The sequence below is a fragment of the Lactobacillus iners DSM 13335 genome (genome assembly GCF_000160875.1).
Taxonomy (GTDB): Bacteria; Bacillota; Bacilli; order Lactobacillales; family Lactobacillaceae; genus Lactobacillus; species Lactobacillus iners.
Genome location: NZ_GG700801.1, coordinates 92,878 through 117,478, shown reverse-complemented (window position 1 = coordinate 117,478; position 24,601 = coordinate 92,878). Strand labels below are relative to the sequence as shown.

The 24,601-nt window shown below is 32.2% G+C and carries 24 protein-coding genes; 19 read left to right on the top strand and 5 right to left on the bottom strand.

Annotated elements, in window-relative coordinates; translation table 11 throughout:
• Window positions 1-80: 80 nt before the first annotated feature.
• The 16 genes from HMPREF0520_RS00555 (at window position 81) to HMPREF0520_RS00480 (ending at window position 17,321) form a co-directional block, all read left to right on the top strand.
• Window positions 81-3,149: a type I restriction endonuclease subunit R gene (locus HMPREF0520_RS00555; protein WP_010222168.1), complete on the top strand. Its 3,069-nt coding sequence runs from the start codon at window positions 81-83 to the stop codon at window positions 3,147-3,149.
• Window positions 3,150-3,444: 295 nt separating this feature from the next.
• Window positions 3,445-3,936 carry a PTS sugar transporter subunit IIB gene (locus HMPREF0520_RS00550; protein WP_006728948.1) on the top strand — a complete coding sequence of 164 codons (492 nt, stop codon included), beginning with the start codon at window positions 3,445-3,447 and terminating at the stop codon, window positions 3,934-3,936.
• Window positions 3,937-3,938: 2 nt separating this feature from the next.
• Window positions 3,939-4,676: a PTS mannose/fructose/sorbose/N-acetylgalactosamine transporter subunit IIC gene (locus HMPREF0520_RS00545; protein ID WP_010222171.1), complete on the top strand. Its 738-nt coding sequence runs from the start codon at window positions 3,939-3,941 to the stop codon at window positions 4,674-4,676.
• Between the two features lie 62 nt (window positions 4,677-4,738).
• Entirely contained in the window at window positions 4,739-5,575 is an 837-nt protein-coding gene (locus tag HMPREF0520_RS00540; protein ID WP_006728946.1) for a PTS system mannose/fructose/sorbose family transporter subunit IID, read from the top strand.
• Between the two features lie 14 nt (window positions 5,576-5,589).
• Window positions 5,590-6,012 (top strand): PTS sugar transporter subunit IIA, encoded by a 423-nt coding sequence (locus HMPREF0520_RS00535; protein ID WP_006728945.1) that lies wholly within the window; start codon window positions 5,590-5,592, stop codon window positions 6,010-6,012.
• Entirely contained in the window at window positions 6,009-7,682 is a 1,674-nt protein-coding gene (locus HMPREF0520_RS00530; protein WP_006728944.1) for an alpha-glucosidase, read from the top strand. The genes HMPREF0520_RS00535 and HMPREF0520_RS00530 overlap by 4 nt, the downstream gene beginning before the upstream one ends.
• Window positions 7,675-8,682, top strand: a complete 1,008-nt coding sequence (locus HMPREF0520_RS00525) for a substrate-binding domain-containing protein (RefSeq protein ID WP_006735926.1) — start codon at window positions 7,675-7,677, stop codon at window positions 8,680-8,682. Before HMPREF0520_RS00530 ends, HMPREF0520_RS00525 begins: the two co-directional genes overlap by 8 nt.
• Window positions 8,683-9,097: 415 nt before the next feature.
• Window positions 9,098-9,409, top strand: a complete 312-nt coding sequence (locus tag HMPREF0520_RS00520; RefSeq protein ID WP_006728942.1) for a PTS lactose/cellobiose transporter subunit IIA — start codon at window positions 9,098-9,100, stop codon at window positions 9,407-9,409.
• Between the two features lie 4 nt (window positions 9,410-9,413).
• Complete coding sequence (locus HMPREF0520_RS00515; protein ID WP_006728941.1) at window positions 9,414-11,105, top strand: lactose-specific PTS transporter subunit EIIC; 1,692 nt, start codon at window positions 9,414-9,416, stop codon at window positions 11,103-11,105.
• 67 nt (window positions 11,106-11,172) lie between these two features.
• Window positions 11,173-12,576: a 6-phospho-beta-galactosidase gene (gene lacG, locus HMPREF0520_RS00510; protein ID WP_006728940.1), complete on the top strand. Its 1,404-nt coding sequence runs from the start codon at window positions 11,173-11,175 to the stop codon at window positions 12,574-12,576.
• A 100-nt stretch (window positions 12,577-12,676) separates the two neighbouring features.
• Window positions 12,677-13,669: a tagatose 1,6-diphosphate aldolase gene (locus HMPREF0520_RS00505; protein ID WP_006728939.1), complete on the top strand. Its 993-nt coding sequence runs from the start codon at window positions 12,677-12,679 to the stop codon at window positions 13,667-13,669.
• Between the two features lie 116 nt (window positions 13,670-13,785).
• Window positions 13,786-14,544, top strand: a complete 759-nt coding sequence (locus HMPREF0520_RS00500) for a DeoR/GlpR family DNA-binding transcription regulator (RefSeq protein WP_006730383.1) — start codon at window positions 13,786-13,788, stop codon at window positions 14,542-14,544.
• A gap of 9 nt (window positions 14,545-14,553) precedes the next feature.
• On the top strand, window positions 14,554-14,982 hold the full coding sequence (gene lacA / locus HMPREF0520_RS00495; RefSeq protein WP_006728937.1) for a galactose-6-phosphate isomerase subunit LacA: 429 nt from the start codon (window positions 14,554-14,556) through the stop codon (window positions 14,980-14,982).
• A 17-nt stretch (window positions 14,983-14,999) separates the two neighbouring features.
• Window positions 15,000-15,575 carry a galactose-6-phosphate isomerase subunit LacB gene (gene lacB / locus HMPREF0520_RS00490; RefSeq protein WP_006728936.1) on the top strand — a complete coding sequence of 192 codons (576 nt, stop codon included), beginning with the start codon at window positions 15,000-15,002 and terminating at the stop codon, window positions 15,573-15,575.
• Between the two features lie 12 nt (window positions 15,576-15,587).
• A complete protein-coding gene (locus HMPREF0520_RS00485; protein WP_006728935.1) occupies window positions 15,588-16,265 on the top strand; it encodes a DUF4867 family protein in 678 nt (225 codons plus the stop codon).
• Window positions 16,266-16,448: 183 nt separating this feature from the next.
• On the top strand, window positions 16,449-17,321 hold the full coding sequence (locus HMPREF0520_RS00480) for an aldose 1-epimerase family protein (RefSeq protein ID WP_006728934.1): 873 nt from the start codon (window positions 16,449-16,451) through the stop codon (window positions 17,319-17,321).
• A gap of 181 nt (window positions 17,322-17,502) precedes the next feature.
• On the opposite strand, the gene dhaM is transcribed toward HMPREF0520_RS00480, so the two are convergent.
• The 4 genes from dhaM to pepF form a co-directional block, all read right to left on the bottom strand.
• On the bottom strand, window positions 17,503-17,871 hold the full coding sequence (gene dhaM / locus HMPREF0520_RS00475) for a dihydroxyacetone kinase phosphoryl donor subunit DhaM (RefSeq protein ID WP_006728933.1): 369 nt from the start codon (window positions 17,869-17,871) through the stop codon (window positions 17,503-17,505).
• Window positions 17,868-18,452 (bottom strand): dihydroxyacetone kinase subunit DhaL, encoded by a 585-nt coding sequence (gene dhaL, locus HMPREF0520_RS00470; protein ID WP_006728932.1) that lies wholly within the window; start codon window positions 18,450-18,452, stop codon window positions 17,868-17,870. The genes dhaM and dhaL overlap by 4 nt, the downstream gene beginning before the upstream one ends.
• A gap of 12 nt (window positions 18,453-18,464) precedes the next feature.
• On the bottom strand, window positions 18,465-19,460 hold the full coding sequence (dhaK, locus tag HMPREF0520_RS00465; RefSeq protein WP_006730394.1) for a dihydroxyacetone kinase subunit DhaK: 996 nt from the start codon (window positions 19,458-19,460) through the stop codon (window positions 18,465-18,467).
• A gap of 132 nt (window positions 19,461-19,592) precedes the next feature.
• Window positions 19,593-21,392: an oligoendopeptidase F gene (gene pepF, locus HMPREF0520_RS00460; RefSeq protein ID WP_006728930.1), complete on the bottom strand. Its 1,800-nt coding sequence runs from the start codon at window positions 21,390-21,392 to the stop codon at window positions 19,593-19,595.
• 137 nt (window positions 21,393-21,529) lie between these two features.
• On the opposite strand from pepF, the gene HMPREF0520_RS00455 reads away from it, so the two are divergent.
• Entirely contained in the window at window positions 21,530-22,636 is a 1,107-nt protein-coding gene (locus HMPREF0520_RS00455; protein WP_006728928.1) for an LCP family protein, read from the top strand.
• A 31-nt stretch (window positions 22,637-22,667) separates the two neighbouring features.
• On the opposite strand, the gene HMPREF0520_RS00450 is transcribed toward HMPREF0520_RS00455, so the two are convergent.
• Window positions 22,668-23,252: a hydrolase gene (locus HMPREF0520_RS00450; RefSeq protein WP_006737708.1), complete on the bottom strand. Its 585-nt coding sequence runs from the start codon at window positions 23,250-23,252 to the stop codon at window positions 22,668-22,670.
• Window positions 23,253-23,436: 184 nt separating this feature from the next.
• Here HMPREF0520_RS00450 and HMPREF0520_RS00445 point away from each other — a divergent pair, with 184 nt between their 5' ends.
• Complete coding sequence (locus HMPREF0520_RS00445; protein WP_006735436.1) at window positions 23,437-23,826, top strand: hypothetical protein; 390 nt, start codon at window positions 23,437-23,439, stop codon at window positions 23,824-23,826.
• Window positions 23,819-24,601 (top strand): threonine/serine exporter family protein, encoded by a 783-nt coding sequence (locus HMPREF0520_RS00440; RefSeq protein WP_006731773.1) that lies wholly within the window; start codon window positions 23,819-23,821, stop codon window positions 24,599-24,601. The genes HMPREF0520_RS00445 and HMPREF0520_RS00440 overlap by 8 nt, the downstream gene beginning before the upstream one ends.

Sequence of the window (24,601 nt, the reverse complement as noted above, 5' to 3'; positions counted from 1 at the left end):
TCATATAACAACGCTACATTAATGACTATAGTTCTATCAAACGGAGTATAATGGTAGAAAAAAATAAGGGAGAAAGTGCTATGTCAGGATTATATAAGGAAGCGAATTATGAGAATTCCATAGTAGAACTCTTTCGAAATATGGGCTATTATCATGTATACGGGCCAAAAATTGAAAGAGATTTTTATAGCCCATTGTACGATGAAGAATTAATAGCTGCATTATATAGACTTAATCCATCTATGCCTGAAGCTGCTATTCAAGACGCTCTTTATAAGCTAAAAAACTTTGAAAATGCTGAACTTGTCCAAAAGAACGAACTATTCATGAATTATCTTCAAAATGGAATTGAAGTTAAGTATTTCGTTAATGATGAAGAATGTTCTGGTCTTGTTTATCTACTTGATTACAAAAAGCCTGATAACAATCGCTTTGTAGTAGCAAATCAATGGACTTTTATTGAAAATAGCAATAAACGTCCTGATGTTATCCTTTTTTTAAATGGATTGCCTCTTGTTCTTATTGAATTAAAATCTCCTGCTCGTGAGGAAACAGATGCTTCTGAAGGATACTTGCAAATTAGAAATTATATGCAAGAAATTCCATCCATGTTTATTTATAATTGTATATGCGTTATTAGTGATCAATTAATCAGCAAGGCAGGAACTATTACTTCTGGTGAAGATCGATTTATGGAGTGGAAAACTAAAGATGGAAGCTATGAAAATACACAGTACGCTCAGTTTGATACCTTTTTTGAAGGGATGTTTGATAAAGTACGGCTGCTAGATATCATTAAAAATTTTATTTGTTTCTCTAATGACGGGCTTAATAAAATTAAGATTCTAGCTGCCTACCACCAATATTTTGCTGTTAATAAAGCTATTGAATCAACTAAGCGTGCAACAGTTACAGATGGTAAAGGCGGTGTTTTCTGGCATACACAAGGTAGTGGTAAATCGCTGTCTATGGTTTTCTATGCACATCTTTTACAAGAAGCTCTCGATAGTCCAACTATTGTTGTTATTACGGATCGTAACGATCTTGATGATCAACTTTATAGTCAGTTTGCCAAATGTAAGGATTTTTTACGTCAAATTCCTGTTCATGCAACCTGCAGAAAATTAGTTGAAACTTCTGGTAAAAATGATATTGGATTAAAAGATTGGCTCAATGGTAGGAAAGCCAATGGCATTATCTTTACGACGATGCAAAAGTTTGAAGAATCTTCCGAGCCGTTATCCAAGCGGCGAAATATCATTGTCATGGCAGATGAAGCACATCGTAGTCAATATGGCTTAAAGGAAAGAGTTAATGCCAAAACTGGTGAGATAAAAATTGGCACAGCACGTGTTATTCGTGACAGCCTTCCTAATGCTACTTATATAGGTTTTACTGGTACGCCCATTGCAAAAAAAGATAGAAATACTCGTGAGGTTTTTGGTGACTACATCGACATTTATGATATGACACAAGCTGTTGAAGATGGTGCAACGAGACCTGTTTATTATGAAAGTCGAGTCATTAAGCTTAAGTTTGATGAGGCAACTTTACATTTGATTGATAATGAATATGACATAATGGCCAATAATGCCGATCCTGAAGTGATTGAAAAAAGTAAACGTGACCTTGGACAAATGGAAGCTATTCTGGGCAATGATACAACCATAGATACCCTTGTTAGAGATATTATTAACCATTATGAGAATTATCGAGAAAACCTATTAACTGGAAAAGCAATGATTGTTGCATATTCTCGTGAGATTGCTATGAAAATTTACAAGCGAATGCTTGAGCATAGTCCAAGCTGGACTAAAAAAGTTAAGGTTGTTATGACTGATAGTAACAAAGATCCCGAAGAATGGCGATCTATTATTGGAAATAAACATCATCGTGATGAGTTGGCAAGAGAATTTAAAGATAACAATAGTGAGATGAAAATTGCCATCGTTGTTGACATGTGGCTGACTGGCTTTGATGTACCTTCCCTTGCCACTATGTACGTTTATAAGCCAATGCAAGGATACAATCTAATGCAAGCTATTGCTCGTGTAAACCGTGTTTTCAAGAATAAAGAAGGAGGCTTAATCGTTGATTATGTTGGCATTGCCTCTGCATTGAAGCAAGCAATGAACGATTATACGTCACGTGATAAAAATAACTATGGTGATACAGATATCGCTAAAATTGCTTATCCTAAATTTCTTGAAAAACTTTCTATTTGTCGTGATTTATTCCACGGTTATGATTATTCAAGATTTATCAAAGGTTATGATTTAGAGCGTTCAAAAGCAATTACTGGAGGCGTTAACTTCATTGTTGGTACTGATAAAAATAAAAAGCGAGAAGATTTTCTTAAAGAATCTCTGCTGCTTTCTCAGGCACTATCTCTTTGTTCTTCACTAGTTGAACGTGATTTACGAGTTGAGGCTGCATTCTTTGAATCTGTTCGTGTTCTTGTCATGCGTCTTATAAATCAAGGTGAAGGTAACAAAATATCTTTGCCGGAAATGAATGCTCGGATTAATGAGTTATTGAAGGCAAGCATAAAGAGCGATGGCGTTATTGATTTATTCTCAGATGTCAAAACGGAATTTTCTCTTTTTGATTCTAAATTTTTGGAAGAAATTTCCAAGATGAAGGAAAAGAATCTTGCTGTTGAACTGCTAAAGAAATTGATAGCTGAACAGGTTCATATATACAGACGCACAAATGTCGTTAAATCTGAAAAATTTAGTGAAATTATTCAAGGTGTAATGAATAAATACTTAAATGGTATGTTGACCAATGAAGAAGTTATTGAAGAGCTACTTAAGATGGCGAAGCAAATTCGAGATGCTCATAAAGCTGGTGATCAACTTGGGCTTTCAGAAGATGAGCTAGCATTTTATGATGCATTAACTAAACCACAAGCTATTAAGGATTTCTATGAAAATGATGAGCTGATTGCCATCACTAAAGAACTTACGGAAGCTCTTCGTAAGAATCGTACGATTGATTGGCAAAAGCGTGATTCTGAACGTGCTAAAATGCGTATGATGATTAAAAAGCTTCTTAAACAGCATCGATATCCTCCTAAGGGTATGGAAGATGCTGTCCAAACAGTAATGACCCAATGCGAATTGTGGACAGATAATACAGATATGTAGTTTGCATAATCATTACAACAAAAAAATCCTCCGAATTTGATATGTACCCTCTTTACTGGACAAACCAGTAAGGAGGGTATTTTTATGAACATAAACAACTGAGTGTAAAAAAAATTACCGTTTGAGAATTAGAATTCAAAAAATTAAAAAGATAGCGTTTGCATAGTGGTGAAATAATGATATAATATGCAATGTAAATGAAACGTTTCAATTTATATAAAAAAGCCAAGTAATTATTAAGTTATATAAAACAATTTTTACACTTAAATCGTTTTAAGTAAGGAGATATAATATTATGCCTATTGTTTTAGCACGAATAGATCAGCGTTTGATTCATGGTATTACTGTAAATCAATGGAACAAAGTTTTACATCCTAAACGCTTTATGGTAGTAGATGACGAAATAAGTAATAATGAGCTTGTTAAAGCAAGTATGAGAATGGGAAAACCAGCTGGTACAGGTATGTCTATTATAAGTATAGACGATGCTATTAAAAATTTTAAAGCGGGAAAATATGATACTCATTCTGTATTTCTTATTGTAAAAGAACCTAGAATAATTTTAGATTTGGTTAATGCAGGAATAGAAATTAAAAGTGTCAATGTAGGTGCTTTATTTGAAGAAAAGGGCAGGAAACCATATACAAACCATGTAGCTATGAATGATCAAGAGGTTTCAGATCTCAAAAAAATTGCATCAAAAAACATCAGAGTTTTCTTTGAATATACACCTGATGATGAAAATGAAATTGAACTTGAAGCTGTTTTGAAAAATAAGGAGGAATGAAAATGTCTATTATTTTACAAAATATTTTAGTCATTATTGTTGCAGCTTATATGGCGTGGGATAACGGTACAGGTAATCAGATAACTGGTAATTGGCCTGTTATAATCGGTATGATAATTGGGCTGATAATGGGAAATATTAGTATAGGATTAGCTATTGGAGGAACATTACAATTAATGTCATTAGGTGTAGCAGCAATTGGTGGTTCGTCTATACCTGAATATGGTGTAGCTACAATTGTCGCAGTATTTATTGCAATTAGGACAGGTGCTTCTATAGGAACAGCAGTAGCAGTTGGGTTGCCAGTTGGAATATTTACATTGCAATTAGATGTATTAATTAAAATAATTAATAATTTCTTTGCACATTGGTCTCAAAAGATGCTACATGAAAAAAAGTATGCAAAAATAGATGCTATATTTTATTTAACTATTGCTGTATGGATGCTTAAATATGTGATTCCGATATCATTAGTAGTTTTCTTTGGTACGCCAATAGTAAAATTTATTTTGAAAGTTATACCTGGATGGTTTACCAATGGGTTGACAATAGCTGGAGGAATGCTACCTGTAGTGGGTATAGGTATGTTACTTAGATATATGCCCGTCAAGAAATATTTTTCATTTTTAATTATAGGTTTTGTTCTAGCTGGGTATTTGAAATTACCTGTTTTAGCTATTGCATTAATAGGATTAGCTGCTACTTATGAAACTTATCGTATAAATTCTAAAAAAAATTGATAATGCAAATCTTGCTAATGGTACTGTAGTACAAAGTGGTGAATGTGAGGGAGACGATTTTGATGAGTAACGAAAATAGTCATATTACAGATGAAAATTGTAAATTAACAAAAAAAGATCTTAATAAAATGTTTCGTCGGTGGATTTTTTCTGCTGGTCTAGGTTACAATTTTGAAACTCAGCAAGCACCATCAGTTGCATTTTCAATGAGAAAAGCTCTCAGAAAAATTTATAAGGATGATAAAGAATATATTGAAGCTATGGATAATCATTACAAATATTTTAATGCTAATCCATTAATGGCTAACGTAATTTTAGGTGCAACATTAGCTATGGAAGAAAATGAAGGTATAAAAGCTAAGAATGCAGTACAATCTTTAAAAACATCCTTGATGGGTCCTTTTTCTGGTGTAGGTGATTCTATATTCTGGATTTTGATACCTACGATAATGGGTTCAATTGCTGGTTATATGGCTGTACAGGGAAATGCAACTGGTGCCGTAATATGGATGATATTGCAGGCAATTTTTTATTTCTTAAAAGTTTGGTTATTTAAAACTGGATATAATTCAGGAACTAAATTGGTTACGTCATTAGGAAAGAAGATAAACATTTTTACGGATGCTATTTCAATTATGGGATTAATGGTTATAGGATGTCTTATTCCTACTGTAGTAAAAGTGTTTATACCTCTTAAATTTAAGACTGGTAAAGTGATTTTATCATTACAAAATGGAATTTTGGATAAAATAATGCCAGCTTTGTTACCAGTTGCTGTTACTATATTTGTGTACTGGTTATTAGGAAAGAAGAATATAACCCCAACTAAAATTATAGGTTTAATAATATTGATTTGTTTGTTAGGATCATTTACTGGCATACTGGGAGTAGTCAAATAAGGGAGTATAATTGTATGAAAATAAATAGACACATTATTATTGCTTCACATTCTAACTTAGCTCAAGGAATGAAGGATACACTGGAATTTTTTGCAGGAGATAAGTTGAAAATAACAGTACTTACCGCATATGTTGATAATGTACCCATAGATGAAACAATAAAAAGTATGTTTGAAAACATAGATTCTGATGATGAAATTGTAGTGTTGACTGATATTTTAGGTGGATCTGTAAATCAAAAGTTTTTCCTGTATATTAATAGACCACATACAATATTACTTACGGGTATGAATTTATCGTTAGCATTGGCTATAACTATGGAACCGTTAGATAGTTATATAAGTCCTGAAAAGATAAAAGAACTTGTTTTAGATGCTCAAAAACAAATTAAATATGAAAATGAGATAAGTACATTAGTTAGTGAGGAGGATGAATGAGTTTAAAAGATTGGAAAAAGAAAACTATAGTTTATGAGGTATATATTCAAAGTTTTAAAGATTCAAATAATGATGGAATTGGTGATATAAACGGACTTGAGAGTAAATTAGACTATATAAAGGAATTAGGTGCAAATAGTATATGGATTACTCCAATTTTTAAGTCACCACTTGTAGATAATGGATATGATATAGAAGATTATGAAAGTATAAATTCCATTTATGGTACAATGAGTGATTTTGAAAAATTGTTGATATCTGCTCATAAAAAGAATCTCAAAATAATACTTGATTTAGTAGTAAATCATACCTCGGATAAACATAAATGGTTTTTAGAGTCAAAAAAAAGTAAAAATAATCAGTATAGTGATTATTATATTTGGAGAGATCCGAAACCTGATGGAACCGAACCATCGAATTTGGGTTCAGCATTCGGCGGATCTGCTTGGACATATGTAGCTGAACGTAAACAATATTATTTGCATTTGTTTTCAGAACAACAACCCGATTTGAATTGGAATAATGTCAAAGTGAGACAATCTATATATCATATGATGAAGTTTTGGCTTGACAAGGGGGTGGATGGTTTTAGAATGGACTCGATTAGCCTCATTTCAAAACCAGAAAAATTTGATAATGTTCCTCTGGAAAATCACCAGAGATATGGAGCTTATTATTATAATATATCTAATGGACCACATATTCATGAATATTTGCAAGAAATGAATAGTGAGGTTTTAAGTAAATATAATATAATCACAATTGGTGAAACACCACATACAACACCTGAAGAAGCAAAAAAGTATGTTGATCCATATCGCAATGAGTTAGATATGGTATTTCAATTTGAACATATGCATGTAGATTATGGTAAATTTGGTAGATATTCTGATGTCATGTATAAACTGAATGATTTGCGTTGTGCAATGAATAAATGGCAAGAAAAATTATCATGGAATACTAATTATCTAGGTAATCATGATCAGCCACGCATCGTTTCTAGATTTGGAAATGATGATAAATATAGAATTAAGTCTGCTAAAGTACTAGCAATGATGTACATTCTTCAAAAAGGTACGCCATTCATTTTTGAAGGCGAAGAGATAGGTATGACTAATTTACATATTACTAATATTAATGAGCTTAAAGATATAGAAGCTCATTATAATTACAATTTTTTCATAGATAAACAGATATCGCCAGAAAAAGCTTTAGAAATGGTCAATAGGAAAACTCGTGATAATGCACGTACACCTATGCAGTGGAATTTTGATCGAAATTCAGGGTTCTCGGATGTTAAACCGTGGTTTGATGTTAATTCAAATTATAAATCTATAAATGTTAAAAAAGATTTACAGTCTAGTGATTCTATATATCGCTTTTATCAAAAATTATTACAACTTAGAAAAGAAGATAGTATAATGATCGATGGAGAGTTCAGACCGTTATATATCAATGATTCTGAAATATATGCTTTTATTAGGGAGCTTTCTGGTCATAAAAAATTAATTGTATGTTCACTATGTGCTTATAATAAAAAATTTGAAGTTCCAAAAAATGTTGGAAATATTTCTAAAGTGATTTTAAGTAATTATGAAAAAGATATAAATATTAATGATAGAACGATTTATCTTAAACCATATGAAGGGGTAGTAGTTAGTCTTGACTAATATGAAGGACGTCGCCCGTGAAGCCGGGGTTTCAGTAGGTACTGTTTCAAATTATATTAATGGTAAAAAAGTACGACCTGTAGTTGCTAAAAGTATAGAACAGGCGATAAAAAAATTAAATTATGTTGTAAATAATACAGCTAGGTTATTAAAAAACAATTGCTCACCTTTTGTTATTTTTGTAGTTCCTACAGTTTGGAGCCCGTATTTTTCAGAATTAACTTTTTGGATTCAAAAAAAACTAAATAGTTTAGGATATAAGATGATTTTATGTATATCCGAGAATGATTATAAGTTAGAAAAAGATTATGTTAAAATGGCTGAAGAACAGAGAGCTGCTGGTATTATTTCTGTTTCATATTCAAATTTAACAACTCATATTCGTTCTGATATACCATTTGTGTCTATAGAAAAAGAATCAACAGGGATCTTTCCATTGGTTACGTCTGATAATTATTCTGGTGGTAGTTTAGCGGCAAAAGAATTGCAATTAAGAAATGTGAAAAGATATTATTTTATTGGTACTACTAATCAAGATTCTGTTTCAATGATTGCAAGAAGGTCCGGCTTTATGGATTATTGTCATAATAATGGATTAATGGCGGATGTATTAACAGTTGCTTCAAGTCGAAAAATTAGTCAGTTTCGTAAGGATATAGATAAAATAGTAAAAAAATTATTGTCTGAAAATAATTTGGGTGATATTGGTGTTTTTACGCATACTGATGAAATAGCTATTGTATTGCTCAATGAATTGAGGATGAAGGGTATAAGAGTACCAGAAGATATTCAAATTATTGGATTTGATGGTTGGAAAATTACAGAGGAAGATTCATTAAATATTTCATCTATTCGTCAACCAGTAGATATGATAGCAGAGTATGCTGTTAAGCAATTAGATGAAGAAATAAGATATTCTGATAATTTTGAGATCAGGAGAATCAATTTGCCGGTTAGTTTTATACCAGGAATTACTACTAATAATGACGTACGAAGATAATATAGTTTTTTACGTTATACAATAATTATTCTATTGTTAGTAGTATTATTTAATGATTGTATATTCCAAAAAATAAATTGTTATTATGTAATTATACAAAAGTAAGCATAACTGATTACGTGTTTCAGTTATGCTTATTTTATTGTCCTTAATATGTAAACTAAGTAGAATAAATTAATTGCTGTTCGAATGTGTTTATTTTATCATTAATCGAACATGTTTTTTATCTTTAGTGTTTGATTTTGTTCGAAAAAGTGATATTATTATATTGTGAATTAGATGAAAGCGTTATCTTGAGCTTTGCGATTATGAATATTGAAAGCAGTCTATAATGCAAGTAATTTATTTGACGTAAAAATTGCATATAGTTAAGCGTTAAAAAAGGTAATTACTATATTTTTAGGAGGTAAGAGATTTGGATAAAGAACAACTTACACTTTTAGGTTTTGAAATTGTAGCTTATGCTGGTGATGCTCGCTCTAAATTTTTAGAGGCTTTAGATGCTGCTAAGAATGGTGAATATGATAAAGCGGAGCAGTTAATTGCATCTGGTGATGAGTGTCTTAATAAGGCACACAGTGTTCAAACTGATCTTCTTTCCAAAGAAGCTGCAGGTAAGAATATTGAATTTAGTGTTACATTAATGCATGGTCAAGATCACTTGATGACAGCTATTTTGTTACGTGATTTGATGAAACATATTATTGCACTTTATAAGAAAGGATAGTTGTATGAATGTATTAATTTCAAAAATAGAAAAAGGAAAACCTTTTTTTGAAAAAGTTTCTAGAAATATTTATCTTAGGGCAATTAGGGACGGTTTTATTGCAAGTATGCCTGTGATTTTGTTTTCCAGCATATTTTTACTAATTGCATTTGTTCCAAATATTTTTGGTATAAGGTGGGGTAAAGATGTCGTTGAACTATTAATGAAACCATATAATTACACTATGGGAATCGTAGCATTTCTTGTTGCTGGTACTACAGCAAAATCATTAACTGATTCTATTAATAGGGATATGGATAAGACAAATCAAGTTAATTTTATATCTACTATGTTAGCTTCTATTACAGGATTTCTTATTCTTGCATCTGATAGTATTCAAGGAGGCTTTTCAAGTGATTTCTTAGGAACAAAAGGCCTACTATCTGCTTTTATTGCAGCTTTCATTGTAGTAAATATATATAAAATTTGTATAAAAAAGAATGTTACTATTCGAATGCCTGAAGAAGTTCCGCCTAACATATCACAGGTATTTAAAGACGTAATACCATTTGCACTTTCAATATTAGTTTTATATGCATTAGATTTATTAGTGCGTAGAAGTCTAGGTACTGGAGTAGCTCCGGCTATTGGAAAAGTTATTGCTCCACTTTTTAAAGCAGCAGATGGGTATGTAGGTATTACCATTATATTTGGTGCATATGCTCTATTTTGGTTTATTGGTATTCATGGTCCCTCTATTGTAGAACCAGCTATAGCTGCTATTACTTACGCTAATATTGAAACTAATTTCAAATTGCTACAAGCTGGTCAACATGCTGATAAAATTTTAACTTCAGGTACTCAAATGTTTATAGTTACCATGGGAGGCACAGGAGCAACACTTGTTGTACCATTCATGTTTATGTGGTTGGCTAAGTCTAAACAAAATCGTGCCATTGGTCGTGCTTCAGTGGTTCCTACTTTCTTTGGGGTTAATGAACCAATTTTGTTTGGAGCACCATTAGTATTAAATCCAATTTTCTTTATACCATTTGTTTTTGCTCCTATAGCTAATGTATGGATTTTTAAATTCTTTGTAGATGTACTTGGTATGAACAGTTTTAGTGTTAATTTGCCATGGACTACCCCTGGCCCTATTGGAATTATTATGGGCACTGGTTTTGGATTATGGTCAGTTGTTTTGGCTATTACTTTAATTGCGGTAGATGTTATTATTTATTATCCATTTTTCAAGGTTTACGATAATCAGATTCTAGAACACGAGATATCTGGTAATTGTTCTAATAATTTAAAGGATAAAGTTGCTGCTAATTTTGATACATCTAAGGCAGATGCAATTTTAGAAAAAAATAATATATCTAAAGTTGGTAATGATGTAAAACAAACGAATGTTCTTGTACTTTGTGCAGGCGGCGGAACAAGTGGTTTGTTAGCCAATGCTTTGAATAAAGCAGCTAAAGATTATAATGTCCCTATTACAGCAGCTGCTGGTAGCTATGGATCTCATCGTGAAATTTTACCACAATATCAGCTTGTTATTTTAGCACCTCAAGTAGCTTCTAATTATGTTGATATGAAAGCTGAAACCGATAGATTAGGCATAAAATTAGCTAAAACTGAAGGTGTTCAGTATATAAAACTGACTAGAGATGGATTAGGTGCACTGAAATTTGTTGAAGAACAAATTAAAAACTAGAGTCTAAATGGGAAAGGTTTGAATATGCCTCTCCTGTTTTTATAAATAGTAAGAGAAGGTTTTTGAAATGGAAAAAATATTACCTAAAGATTTTATCTTTGGTGGTGCTACAGCAGCTTATCAAGCAGAAGGAGCTACTCACGAAGATGGAAAAGGTCCTGTAGCATGGGATAAGTATTTAAAAGAAAATTATTGGTATACTGCGGAACCTGCAAGTGATTTCTATCATAAATATCCGATAGATTTAAAATTAGCACAAGAATATGGAATAAATGGTATTCGTGTATCTATAGCATGGTCTAGAATTTTTCCAGAAGGATACGGCAAAGTTAATTATAAAGGTGTTGAGTTCTATCATAAACTTTTTGCAGAATGTCATAAGCGAAATGTTGAGCCATTTGTTACATTACATCATTTTGATACACCTGAAATTTTACATGAAAATGGTGATTTCTTAAATAGAGAAAATATTGATCATTTTGTCGATTATGCTGAATTTTGCTTTAAGGAATATCCAGAAATCAATTATTGGACTACGTTTAATGAAATTGGACCGATAGGAGAGGGTCAATATCTAATAGGAAAATTTCCACCGGGTATTAAATATGATTTAGCCAAAGTTTTTCAATCTCATCATAATATGATGGTAGCACATGCACGTACTGTTAAATTGTTTAAAGATGGAGGATATAATGGTGAAATTGGAGTTGTTCATGCATTACCTACAAAATATCCGTATGATCCAGAAAATCCTGAAGATGTCCGAGCTGCTGAACTAGATGATATTATTCATAATAAATTTATTTTGGATGCTACTTTTTTGGGAAAGTATTCTGATGAAACCATAAAAGGTGTTGAACATATATTGGCTGTAAATGGTGGAAAACTCGATTTACGTCCAGAAGATTTTAAAGTTTTAAATGCTGCTAAAAATTTAAATGATTTTTTAGGAATAAATTATTATATGAGTGATTGGATGAAAGCTTTTGATGGCGACACTGAGATTACACATAATTCAACAGGAAATAAAGGTGGATCTAAATATCAAATTAAGGGTGTAGGTCAACGTGTATTTGATGTTGATGTACCACGTACTGATTGGGATTGGATGATATATCCTAAAGGATTATATGATCAAATTATGAGGGTAAAAAAGGATTATCCAAATTACAAAAAAATTTATATTACGGAAAATGGTCTAGGATATAAGGACGTATTTGAGAATAATACTGTTTATGATGATGCACGTATTGATTATGTGAAAAAACACTTAGAGGTAATAGCAGATGCTATATCTGATGGTGCAAATGTGAAAGGATATTTTATCTGGTCATTGATGGATGTCTTTTCATGGTCTAATGGCTATGAAAAGCGTTATGGTCTTTTTTACGTTGATTTTAAAACTCAAAAAAGATATCCAAAAAAGAGTGCCGAATGGTATAAGAAAATTTCTGATACTCATATTGTTTAAAAATAATCGTAACAGTAAAAAATACTATGATTATCGAGGTCTACCTAAATAATCATAATTGTAATTAAAAAGATAAGTTTAAATTAAAAGAGGTTTTTAAATGAGAAATATTACAGTAGAAGTTGCCAAACACATGGAAAGATTATCTAATGAAGATGGGGTTATTAGTGCTGTAGCTATTGATCAAAGAGGATCATTAAAGAAAATGTTAGCAGAAGCAGCTAATAAACCTGCAGATGAAACTACCATTGTTGATTTCAAAAAAGCTATTTCATCAGAGTTGACCCCTTACGCATCAGCTATTTTAACTGATCCTGAATATGGATTACCTGCAACTAAGGTTAGAGATAAAAATTGTGGCTTGATTTTAGCTTATGAGAAAACAGGATACGATACTACTGAACCTGGAAGAATGTGTGATTTAATTGCTAACCAATCTGTTCGTAGAATAAAAGAAGAGGGAGCAGATGCAGTTAAGTTTATGCTATATTATGACCCTGAAGAACCCGATGCAATTAATGATAAGAAAAAAGCATTTGTAGAAAGAGTTGGGGCAGAAACCAAGGCTTATGGCTTAGCTTTCTTCTTAGAAGTTGTAACTTATGATGGATCAATGGATTCAGTTAAGAGTGAAGAATATGCCAAAATAAAACCGAAGAAAGTATTTATGACTATGGAAGAGTTTTCTAAGCCACAATATGAAGTAACAGTTTTAAAGGTAGAAGTTCCGTTTAATATTCATTATGTAGCTGGATTCAACGGTGATAACAAGGCTTTATATACTGTTGATGAAGCTAAGGCAATGTTTAAAAAACAATCAGATTTGACCGATTTACCATATATATTCTTATCAGCAGGTGTAACTTCAGAAGAATTTATTGCTGAATTAAAGATGGCTGAAGAAGCAGGTGCGGAATTTAATGGGGTATTGTGTGGTAGAGCTACGTGGAAACCATCTATTAAGCCTTTTGCAGCAGAAGGTGAAAGCGTTGGTCGTAATTGGTTGGCAACACAAGGTAAAGAAAATATTGAAAATCTTAACCATGCTTTGATTGGTGCAAAGTCGTGGAAAAATAAACTTACGGTAGAATAATTATAGTAGTAAAAACGGTGAAAAAACATCGCTTTTATTATTAAAACCGTTGTTCGAAAATGTTAGAATTGTTTTAAAGATAATAATAAAGAAACATTTTTGGCAAGGTGGTAGCTATGTTAAAACAAGAACGATTTAGTAAAATTGTTAATATTCTGAGCACTGAAGAAATAGTACAGGTATCTGATTTAGCTAATATGATGAATGTCTCTGAAATGACTATCAGGAGAGATTTGCGAGAGTTGGATCGTCGAGGCAAAGTTTTACGTGTTCACGGAGGAGCACAATCTGTCTCTAGTTCACTTATTATAGAAAAGAATTTCAATGAGAAACGTGAGATTCACGTTCCTGAAAAAAAAGAAGTTGCTAAAAAAGCTGCTAAACTTATTAAAGATGGAGAAACTGTATACGTTGGCCCAGGTACAACTTTAGAATTTATGGTCGCTGAATTAAAGCAAAAAAAATTAAGATTAGTTACTAATTCAATCCCTGTCTTTGAAGCAGCTAGACAGAATGCTAATAATTATGATCTTATTTTGATAGGTGGAAGTTATAGAAGAACTAGTGGAGCATGTATTGGTGCATTAGCTAATCATGATTTGAAATCTATGGGATATGATCGAGCATTTGTTGGTGTTAATGGCATTATAGATGATGCCTTGATGACAGCAAATATGGAAGAAGGGTTAACGCAAAAAATCGTTCTTGACCGTGCAGTTCATAAATATGTTGTATGTGATAAGTTTAAATTGAATAAAAATGATTTTTATAATTTTTATAAATTATCAGATATAGATCGTTTAATAACTAATCACGATGTTGCTAAAAAATTAGTTGATTACTATGGTCAATTTATAGAAATAGATAATTCATGAGGAGTAAAAATGAAAGTAGTTATTGGTAGTGATAAGGATGGATTTGCTTTAAAAGAGACTATAAAAGAATGGTTGACAAGCAATGATTATGAAGTGGTGGATGTAACTCCTGAACCAGCTGAAGATTTTGTTGAATCTAGTCTTAAAGTTACCCACGAAGTTTTAGAAAATAATATTAAAAAAGCTATTATGTTTGATAAATATGGTGTTGGTTCTGCTATGGCATCGAATAAAGTTAAAGGAATGGTAACAGCCGATGTCAATGAAGAGAGAACTGGTCATATGACAGCTATGCATAATGGTGCTAAGGCATTAGCAATTGGTAGTGGCATTGTAGGAGAAACTCTAGCTAAGTCCATTATTGAGTATTATTTACATACTGAATATGCTGGTGGACGTCATCAAGTTAGATTAGATATGCTTGAAAAGATGATTTAATTAGGAGGTTTTTAAGAATGTTAGATAATGATAGACCACAACCAGAATATGTAGATCCTGCTATTGATAAGCATGTTGTTGTTGCTTTAGCTAATGATCATATTGTTACACCGATTAAGATGGCTTTATCTGATCATTTAAAAGATGAAGGTTACCAAGTTCTTGATTTTGGTACTTATGATAATTCTAGAACACATTATCCTATTTATGGAAAAAGAGCAGCCGAAGCAGTTGCTACAGGCCGTGCTGATGTTGCAATTGTAATGTGTGGTACAGGTATCGGAATTTCTACCGCTGCAGATAAAAATGATGGCGTTCGAGCAGCTATGGTAGGTGATGTTGCTCAGGCTAAATATGCCAAGCGTGAATTGAATGCTAATATTTTAGGTATAGGTGGCATAGTTTTAGGTAGAGATTTTATCTTCTATATTGCTGATGCATTTTTGAATGAAAAATATCATGAAACACCAGAAAATAAGAAACTTATTGAAAAAATCGATCATATAGCAACACCTAATCCAGAGCAAACTGGCAATGAACACTTCTTTGATGAAGAAAATAAGAAGTGGGCTGAAGGTGTATATCACGATTAAAAGTGTGACATTATGGATACAATAGATAAATTTCGGCAAATAAATCCCAATTATAAAATTTATGATATTCACGATTCATCTTTTAGCGATTATGGTGTTGTATATCCTTTTGACAATGTTAGTGAGATTGATGATGTAATTAGTCAATATGCTAAACCTAAAGATGGCATGAAATATGTTTCACCAATTAAAGAACTTGAAAGCAAACATTTAATTAATAAAATAAAATATGATATTTTTGGTGATATGCCTATTGATGTTGGTCTTACCTTTGGTCATTCAGAAGAATTTACTGCTTTTGAATACCATCAATGTTCTGAAGTTAATATTATGTTAGATGATGTAATTATGGTTTTAGGCAAAAGGCAAACGCTAGAGACTTATGGTACTATTGATCCTAATCGAGAAGCTAAAATGTTTTATGTACCTAAGGGATCAGTTATTGAGTTATATAATGATACTTTACACTATGCACCCCTACAAGTTACGTCTGAAGGATACAAGGTAGTTGTCATAGTAATTAGTGGAACTAACACTAGTTTATCTGAAAATGTAGTTACTGCTAATCCTAGATTAGTTAAAAAAGGTAAGTTTCAGGTTGTGCATGCATGTAGAAAAGATAAGCTTGCACAAGGTTATAAATTAGCAGTAGTCGGTGATGTCATTAAGACTAATTCGTTGAAAATGTAGTGATTCTATTTATAAGGATATTTATTGGACTAAGTATAATTTAGCATATTTAATTTCCCTTGCTATTTCTAAAAATAATGTTTTTTAGATATCCTCCTATATTAGTTTATATTAAAAGCAAAAGTCTGAAGATAGCCCATTAATTCAGATTTTTGCTTTTTATTTAGAAGAGGTTTTAAATTTATGAAACAAGTTACGATTGAAAATGATGTTTTAGCAATAAAGGTTGCTTTACTTGGGGCAGAAGTTCAAGAAGTTAAGAGCCTTAAAGATAATTTCTCATATATTTGGTATGCTGATGCTAAATATTGGGGCAGGCATGCACCAGTTTTATTTCCCTTTATCGGTAGATCATATGAAAATAAATATTTAATTGATGGTAAAGAATACAATATGAAACAACATGGTTTTTTAAGAGATCGGGTTTTCAAAATTGTAGATAAGCAAAAGAATAAACTGGTGTTGCAACATAGTGCTACTGAAGAAACTAAATTAGTTTATCCATATTCTTATACTGTTACAATAACATATACTTTGGAAGATACTTATTTGCACATCAATTATGAAATTGATAATAATGATGCTAAAGATATGTATTATTCATTCGGATTTCATCCAGGCTTTAATTTGAATAGCGATTTATCCAATTATAGTTTGCAATTCGAACCTAAATTGAATTCTTTGCCAACATTATTAGTAGAACCTAATCCATTTAGAAATGGAAAAATTGCTGATACACAATTACAGAATGGGAAATTAGAGTTAAATTATCCTATGCTTGATAATGGTGTTAAGATTTATGATATTAGTGATATTAAGACTGTATCTCTTATTAGTTGTAGGGATGCACATCAAGTTACCGAAGATATCGCAGATTTTCCATATTTGGCAGTTTGGAGCCCTGAAAATAAAAAAGCACCATTTTTATGTGTGGAGCCTTTTAGAGGGTTACCAGATCAGTATGGCAAAACAATTGATATCAAAGATAAATTAGGTGAACAGCATATTGCTGCTAATAGTAATGATCAATTTACAGTATCACTTAATTTTAAGTAAAAAATGACTAATTAACTTAAAGTCAATCAAAGCCTCTGAGCTCAATGGAGCTTGGAGGTTTTAATATCAATATTAAGTTTTGGATTGGCAGGATGGCTAATTTCTAATAAGAAAAAGCGAGATTAAATCAAAAAAATCAGGTAAAATTACCTGATTTTTTTTTGATTGTATAAATTAATGATTATTTTATTTTCAAAGGTGCTAATTGAGCTTCAATAGTTGATAAATCTACGCCTGCTTGCAATAAAGTAGCTGCAGTATATGCACCTTCAATAAAAGCAACATCATAAAGATGAACCTTTTTGCTCGCAAATTCTTGTGCCATTTCTAAGTTCATCTTAGCACTTCCTAAGTCATAAAAAGCTAAAATTTCATCTGCTTTATTTTCTTCAAAGGCAGTCATAATTTTATCCATGGAAGTACCAATATCATTTTGCTCAGTTCCTCCTGCAATTGTAATCGACACATCTTTGGCAACTTGACTTAACAAGTCGGATAAACCAGCTACAATTTTAGGAGAATGGGAAACTAAAGTAATACCTAAACTCATTTGTTATTTATAACCTCCAATAAAGATTCAAAGAGGTAGCCACTAGATTGAGAACCTGGATCAATATGATTGATTGAACGTTCTCCTAAGTAGGATGCACGGCCTTTTTTGGCAATCATATCTTTAGTAGCTAATACTGCTGCTTCAATTTTTTCAGTGGTTAATGCATCTTCTTTGATAGCTTCGATTACAACTGACCAGACATCAACCATTGTTTTGTCGCCTATAGTTGCACCGCCACGCTTTTTGATGCCTGCTAGTGCAGCTTCGAGTAAATCAACTATATTATTACTTTTTTGGCTTTCTTTAGCCATTTCTAAGAAGGCTGTGCCATAAAGTGGACCGCTAGCACCACCAACAGTAGAAATTAGTGCCATGGCGATTGTCTTTAAGCAAATTGTTAGCTCATCTGGGGCACTATTTAGTTTGGTGACTACAGCATCCATTCCACGTTTCATATTAAAACCGTGATCGCTGTCTCCAATCGGTGCATCCAATTCACAAAGATATTTTTCATTTGCTGTTATTTTTTTGGAAAATAATTCCATCCATTTTTTTAATTGTGTTGCGTCTAATTCCATTATGAATCCTTTCTACCATGCAATTGTTTGAACAGGATAATTCAAATATTCTAACCACTTGTCATCTTTAATTTCAAAGATCGTTAAGGAAATCCCGGCCATGTCAATGGAAGTCATATAGTTGCCGATTTTCATAAAGACAGGAGTAATATTGAAACTATCTAATTTGTTTAATACATCATTAGTAAAAACGTATTGTTCCATTAAAGGAGTTGCTCCCATACCATTTACTAACATAGCATATTTGTTGCGAGAGTCGAAGTGCAATTCTTCATTTAGTTTAGTAATTAATTCTTCTACTAATTCTTTGGAACTCTTGATTTTTTCACGACGATAACCTGGTTCACTATGAATACCAACGCCGTATTCCATTTCGTCATCAGCCAATTTAAAGCCCGGTTGACCGGTCATTGGATTAGTGGCAGCTGATAAGGCTACAGCAATGGTCTTAATATTAGGTAAAATAGCATGAGCTAATTCATCAATTTCATCTAAGCTTGCACCATTTTGTGCTGCAGCACCTAAAACTTTATGCATGAATAAAGTGCCAGCAACTCCACGTCTACCTTGAGTATAGAGACTATTTTCGACAGCAATATCATCATCAACGACGATAGATTTTACTTCAATGTCATCCATTGCAGCTAAATCTTTGGCCATGTCAAAATTCATCACATCCCCAGAATAGTTTTTGACAACTAAATATACGCCTTTGCCATGGTTAACTGCTTTAATAGCTTCGTAAATTTGATCTGGTGTAGGTGATGTAAAGACTTGTCCGCACACGGCAGCACTTAACATCCCTTTGCCAACAAAACCTGCATGGGTTGGTTCATGTCCGCTACCACCACCGCTGACAATACCGACCTTTTCTTGCATAGAGGCTTTGTCTGATCTAACAATTGCGTTGGTAGCTGGAATTTGTTCAACAATACTAGAATATGCACGAGTCATTCCTTGTACCATTTCATCGACTAAATTTTGTGGATCATTAATAATCTTTTTCATAAAAATATCTTCTTTCATAAAAATATTCAATATAATGGTTACTTTAATTTTACTATAAAGCGTTTTCTTTTGGCGAGCATGTATAAAAAAACTCTCAAAATTAAAGCTGATTAACCTTGAGAGTTTAGTTAATTAAAATTTGCCAATTAGACTTTCAAATTCATTGAGGCGTTTTTCAAATGTAGCAAAAGCATTTTCCAAATAATCTGCTTTAGTCATATCGACACCAGCTTTTTTCATAATTTCTGTTGGATAGTCGCTGCTTCCAGAACGAAGGAAGTTTAAATAATCTTCCAATTGCTTTTTGTCACCATGGACAACATTATTCGATAAAGCAGTTGCTGCAGCAAAACCTGTAGCATATTGGTAAACATAGAAATTGTAATAAAAGTGTGGTATACGAGACCATTCTTTAGCAATTTGCCCGCCAGGTGTCACACTCGAGCCGTAATAGCGTTGATTTAAATCACCATAGAATTGGTTAAGAATCTCAGCAGTTAAGGGCTCACCTTTGGCATCAGATTCATGGATAAATTGCTCAAATTCAGCAAATTGAGTTTGACGGAATAAAGTTCCTTTAAATGAATCGAGGTAGTAATTTAAGATAAAGGCACGGGTCTTTGGATCTGTAATATTTTTTAGGAAATATTCAGTTAGAATATTTTCATTAGTTGTGGAGGCAATTTCTGCTACGAAGATTGGATAATTAGAATAAATGTATTTTTGACTGTGATTAGTATACCAGCTATGAACTGAGTGCCCAGTTTCATGTACCAATGTATATAATGAATCTAAGTTACCTTCCCAATTTAGTAAAATATATGGATCAGTATCATATGAACCACCTGAATAGGCTCCTGTAGCTTTATTCTTGGTTTCGACAACATCAATCACGCGATCATTGAAAATATGCTTGACAACTTTTAAATAGTCTTCACCTAACGGTTTTAAGGCTTCTAAAGCAATTTTTTTAGCTTTATTAATGTCATAATGGTCAGATGGTTGTCCAGTTAATGGAACATACATATCATACATTTGTAAATCATTAATCTTGAGCAATTTTTTACGTAAAGCTACATAACGATGTAAAAGATTAATATGTTTGTTAACTTCAGCTAGTAAAGTATCATAAACTACTGTAGGTACACCATTTTCATTCAGTGAAGCTTCACGAGCAGAGTGATACTTGTGCATTTTAGCATTATAATTGTGTGCTTTAACAACACCAGACAAAGTAGATGCTAAGCTATTTTCAAATTGACCATAAGTTGCAAACATAGTATCAAAAGCTTGTTTACGTACTTCTCTATTTTGTGATTGAATCAAGTTTGAATATAGACCGTCAGATAATTGTTCAGTATTGCCATCTTCATCTTCAACATAACCATATTCCATGTCTGAATTAGTTAAAATATTATATGTATTTTCTGATGTATTGAGGGCATCAGAAGCGGCAGCAATGATTTTTTCTTGGTCGGATGATAGGGTGTGTTTTCTTTTTTGATTTAAAGTATCTAATCTATGAGCAAACTCGGCTAATCTAGGTTCATCCTTTTTAAATTGTTCAATCGTTTTTTCAGGAATGTCCAAAATTTCTGGATCAACAAAAGCTGTTGCGGCACTAAAATCATTATAGAGGCTTTGCACTCTAGCTACAAAGCCGAGGTAGTGACTATTATTAGTGTCTTGATCACTGGATAGTGTTGAGTAAACATAGACTTTTTCAATCTCTCTTGATACTTTTAGAATTTTAGAAAAGTTTTCATATAGATCGGTGCCAGAAGTGGATAATTTGCCCTTAAGTGTAGTTAATTCTGCAATCTCTTGTTGTATTTTGGCAAATTCCTTTTCCCATTCTTGATCATTTTTAAATATACGTGTTAAATCCCATGTCAAATCAACTTCAACGTCTTTTCTATATGGTGTAGCCAATTGAAATTCCTTCTTTCTAAGTATTTTTTACATAAAAAATAGTATTATAACAATAATTATATCTATTTTCTCTTGATAAAAAAGTTGAATTTAGCAATAATTTAGTTTGATGATATAGTGGCAAGGAAAAAATAATAATGATGAAAATATCAAACAAAGATAAATTACAGCGTAATTGTGTTTTAGCAAAAGAAATTAATAGGCAACCAGCAAAATTAGTATTTTTAAAGCTGATCGGTTTAGTTATTACAATTATGTTAGGAATGTGTGTTGCTGTAGGAACTAGAATTTATTTTACTATGGCTTCATCGGTTCGTCAGGCTAATCAAGGGCATGTAATGGCGGATTCATCATTTATTGCACAACAAAAGCCTTTTTCGGTTCTGATTTTAGGAGTTGATCAAGGAATTGAAGGTCGCCATGATCAGGGAAATTCTGATACCATGATTTTGGTAACATTAAATCCTAAAAAAGGTGTAGCCACAATGACCTCGATTCCACGTGACTTACTGGCAGATATCCAACCTTCTAAAAAGTTTTATATGTTTCGTGTAAATTCCGCTTATCAACTTGGTGGTAATCGAGCAGCAGTCAAAACAGTATCTACATTACTTAATGTACCTGTTAATAATTATATGGAAGTTAATATGAAGGCTCTGAAAAACTTAGTTGATGCTTTAGGTGGTGTTGATGTTAAAGTTCCATTTTCTTTTACTTATAACACTAAATTTGTTAAGGGGATGCAACATTTAAATGGTAATGCGGCTTTAGATTATGTACGTATGAGAAAAGAAGATCCTCAAGGTGATTATGGACGACAAAAAAGACAAAGACAAGTGATCGAGCAATTAATTCATAAGGGTATGACTTTGAAATCACTTAACAATTATCGGAAGATTTTAAATGTATTTGCTAAATATGTAAAAACAAATCTGACTTTTAATGATATGTTATCAGTAGCGTTTAAATATCGCAGTTGTTCGCATCATATTGTTCAAGACTATGTTCATGCACATGATGCATGGATTGGAGGAGCAGCATTGCAAGTTGCATCAACGAGTGAATTACAACGAGCTTCTGATCTTACGAGGTCAAATTTGAATTTGAAGAAGCAAAAATTACATAACGAAGAAACACGCCAAAATAAATTGCAAAAACATTTGAAGTGGAAAAAGAAAGATCCATTTGAAAATTATATTATTTATGAAAGGCATTCTAAAACTAAAGTTTGGACAGGCAAATAAAAAATCTGACTTGAATTCAAGTCAGATTTTTTTAATATATTACTTCTACACTAGCATATAAAATACCAGCTGCTGGTATTTGGCTGTTTGGCATAGCTACATCTAGTTGTCTAGGGTTACTATAAGCAAAACTTCCAGTATCATTAACTACTCTATATAAAACCATACCATTTGATAATGTTATTCTTAGTCTAGTTCCACGCGGAAAAATATTTAAATTAGCAGCTACTCCATGATAACCAAGCCGTGATCCTAAGACAGCTGGGTCATAAAATGAGACTTTAAAGGTACCTTTGTTTACTGTCCTTATTTGTGGTTTTGGTGCTTGTGCAATAGCTTGTTTTGCTTTTTGAGCACGTTGCATAGCTTGCTTTTGCTCCATTTGGTTCCATTGTTGTTGTTTAATTTTAATTGCTTTTAATTTAGCTTGATCTGCTTGCTTTTTTTGCTTTAATTGGAAGTCTTGTTCCATTAATTGAACTTTCATTGTGTTTCTTACTAAAGCAGATGAGATATTTATTTTGTTAGTAACTTGAGTTGCCAAAACAGGCTGAATAGCAATATTTAATATTAGTAATGAAATTGCAGTCATAATCGCAATAAATTTATGTTTCAAACTTATCACTCCCATATAATAATTAATCTTTGTAAAACGTTGTTATTTTGATTGAATATGTCTAGTATTATATGGTATGTATATTTCATAAAGATAATGAGATATTTACAAATTATAACAAATGTAACAAAATAGCTCATTTTATGTAATATTGTAAAAGAAATGTAATATGAGGACTACAAATATGACGAATAAAAATCAGAAACATCGTTTTTTTCCAGTTATTTATGCAACTGTCATTGGTATTTTGGCTTTTATAGCTGTGATCAATGTGTGCAAACATACTTTTCAGATGACAACTACGCATTCTTTGCTGATTAGTTCTTTAGTTGCCTTAATTTTTTACATTAGTGCTTATATTTTGGCTTATATTTCTAATCAAATTAAGTATTTAGTAGCTAAGCATTGCTTGTCTGCGGATGACTTGGCCAAAATTACTGGACTAAAATCTGATTATTTTCCCATACATAATAATAAACTCAGCTTAATTGTTGCTAAGCGTAAATGGCTTGCTATACTATGTAAATTAAGAGAATATGATGAAAAAAAGGGTGGTAGATCTAAAATTGACTAAGCAAATAGTGACTGAAAATCAATATAATGATCAAGTGCTCGATACTTGTTTAAAAGCTGGAAGATTAATGATCGAAAGTGGTAGTGAGATGTATCGTGTGGAAGATACAATGCTACGAATTTCTCGTAATGCAAATATTCCAGCTGCACGCTGCTTTACAACTCCGACAGGACTTTTTATGAGCTTAGGGGAACATTCTAAGACTCAGATGACTTTGATTAAAAATCGTAATATTGATATGACAGTAGTTGATAAAGTGAATGAGTTATCTCGTGCATTTGCAGATAAAAAAATAACTTTAGATCAATTACATAATAAATTGTGTGATTTAGCAGATCATAGACAAACATTTTCCAACTTAATGCAAATTTTTGGTGCTACTATTTTAAGTTGTACCTTAATGGTATTATTTATGGACGATTATGATTGGATTGATTTTCCAGTAGCAGCAATTGTGGGTGGCAGTTGTTATGGAATATATTTGTGGATCAAAAAGTATAGTCGCGTTCGTTTTTTAGGTGAACTGGTTACTGCGATGATTATGGGGGCAATGACTATTGGCATTTGTCATATTTTTCCTAGTTTATCGATGGATAATATTTTAATTGGTTCATTAATGGCCCTAGTTCCAGGAGTTCCAATTACTAATGCGTTAAGTGATTTGTTTAGAGGAGATTTAGTTTCAGGAACTGTACGTGCAATAGAAGCATTTTTAACAGCTGTCGCTTTAGGCGGCGGAATTGGCCTAGCTATTAAATTCTTAGGAGGTTTTTAA

Coding starts and splice junctions, on each gene's coding strand:
- HMPREF0520_RS00555 (WP_010222168.1), top strand. CDS start 81: ATGTCAGGATTATATAAGGAAGCGAATTATGAGAATTCCATAGTAGAA.
- HMPREF0520_RS00550 (WP_006728948.1), top strand. CDS start 3,445: ATGCCTATTGTTTTAGCACGAATAGATCAGCGTTTGATTCATGGTATT.
- HMPREF0520_RS00545 (WP_010222171.1), top strand. CDS start 3,939: ATGTCTATTATTTTACAAAATATTTTAGTCATTATTGTTGCAGCTTAT.
- HMPREF0520_RS00540 (WP_006728946.1), top strand. CDS start 4,739: ATGAGTAACGAAAATAGTCATATTACAGATGAAAATTGTAAATTAACA.
- HMPREF0520_RS00535 (WP_006728945.1), top strand. CDS start 5,590: ATGAAAATAAATAGACACATTATTATTGCTTCACATTCTAACTTAGCT.
- HMPREF0520_RS00530 (WP_006728944.1), top strand. CDS start 6,009: ATGAGTTTAAAAGATTGGAAAAAGAAAACTATAGTTTATGAGGTATAT.
- HMPREF0520_RS00515 (WP_006728941.1), top strand. CDS start 9,414: ATGAATGTATTAATTTCAAAAATAGAAAAAGGAAAACCTTTTTTTGAA.
- lacG (WP_006728940.1), top strand. CDS start 11,173: ATGGAAAAAATATTACCTAAAGATTTTATCTTTGGTGGTGCTACAGCA.
- HMPREF0520_RS00505 (WP_006728939.1), top strand. CDS start 12,677: ATGAGAAATATTACAGTAGAAGTTGCCAAACACATGGAAAGATTATCT.
- HMPREF0520_RS00500 (WP_006730383.1), top strand. CDS start 13,786: ATGTTAAAACAAGAACGATTTAGTAAAATTGTTAATATTCTGAGCACT.
- lacA (WP_006728937.1), top strand. CDS start 14,554: ATGAAAGTAGTTATTGGTAGTGATAAGGATGGATTTGCTTTAAAAGAG.
- lacB (WP_006728936.1), top strand. CDS start 15,000: ATGTTAGATAATGATAGACCACAACCAGAATATGTAGATCCTGCTATT.
- HMPREF0520_RS00485 (WP_006728935.1), top strand. CDS start 15,588: ATGGATACAATAGATAAATTTCGGCAAATAAATCCCAATTATAAAATT.
- HMPREF0520_RS00480 (WP_006728934.1), top strand. CDS start 16,449: ATGAAACAAGTTACGATTGAAAATGATGTTTTAGCAATAAAGGTTGCT.
- dhaM (WP_006728933.1), bottom strand. CDS start 17,871: ATGAGTTTAGGTATTACTTTAGTTTCCCATTCTCCTAAAATTGTAGCT.
- dhaL (WP_006728932.1), bottom strand. CDS start 18,452: ATGGAATTAGACGCAACACAATTAAAAAAATGGATGGAATTATTTTCC.
- dhaK (WP_006730394.1), bottom strand. CDS start 19,460: ATGAAAAAGATTATTAATGATCCACAAAATTTAGTCGATGAAATGGTA.
- HMPREF0520_RS00455 (WP_006728928.1), top strand. CDS start 21,530: ATGATGAAAATATCAAACAAAGATAAATTACAGCGTAATTGTGTTTTA.
- HMPREF0520_RS00445 (WP_006735436.1), top strand. CDS start 23,437: ATGACGAATAAAAATCAGAAACATCGTTTTTTTCCAGTTATTTATGCA.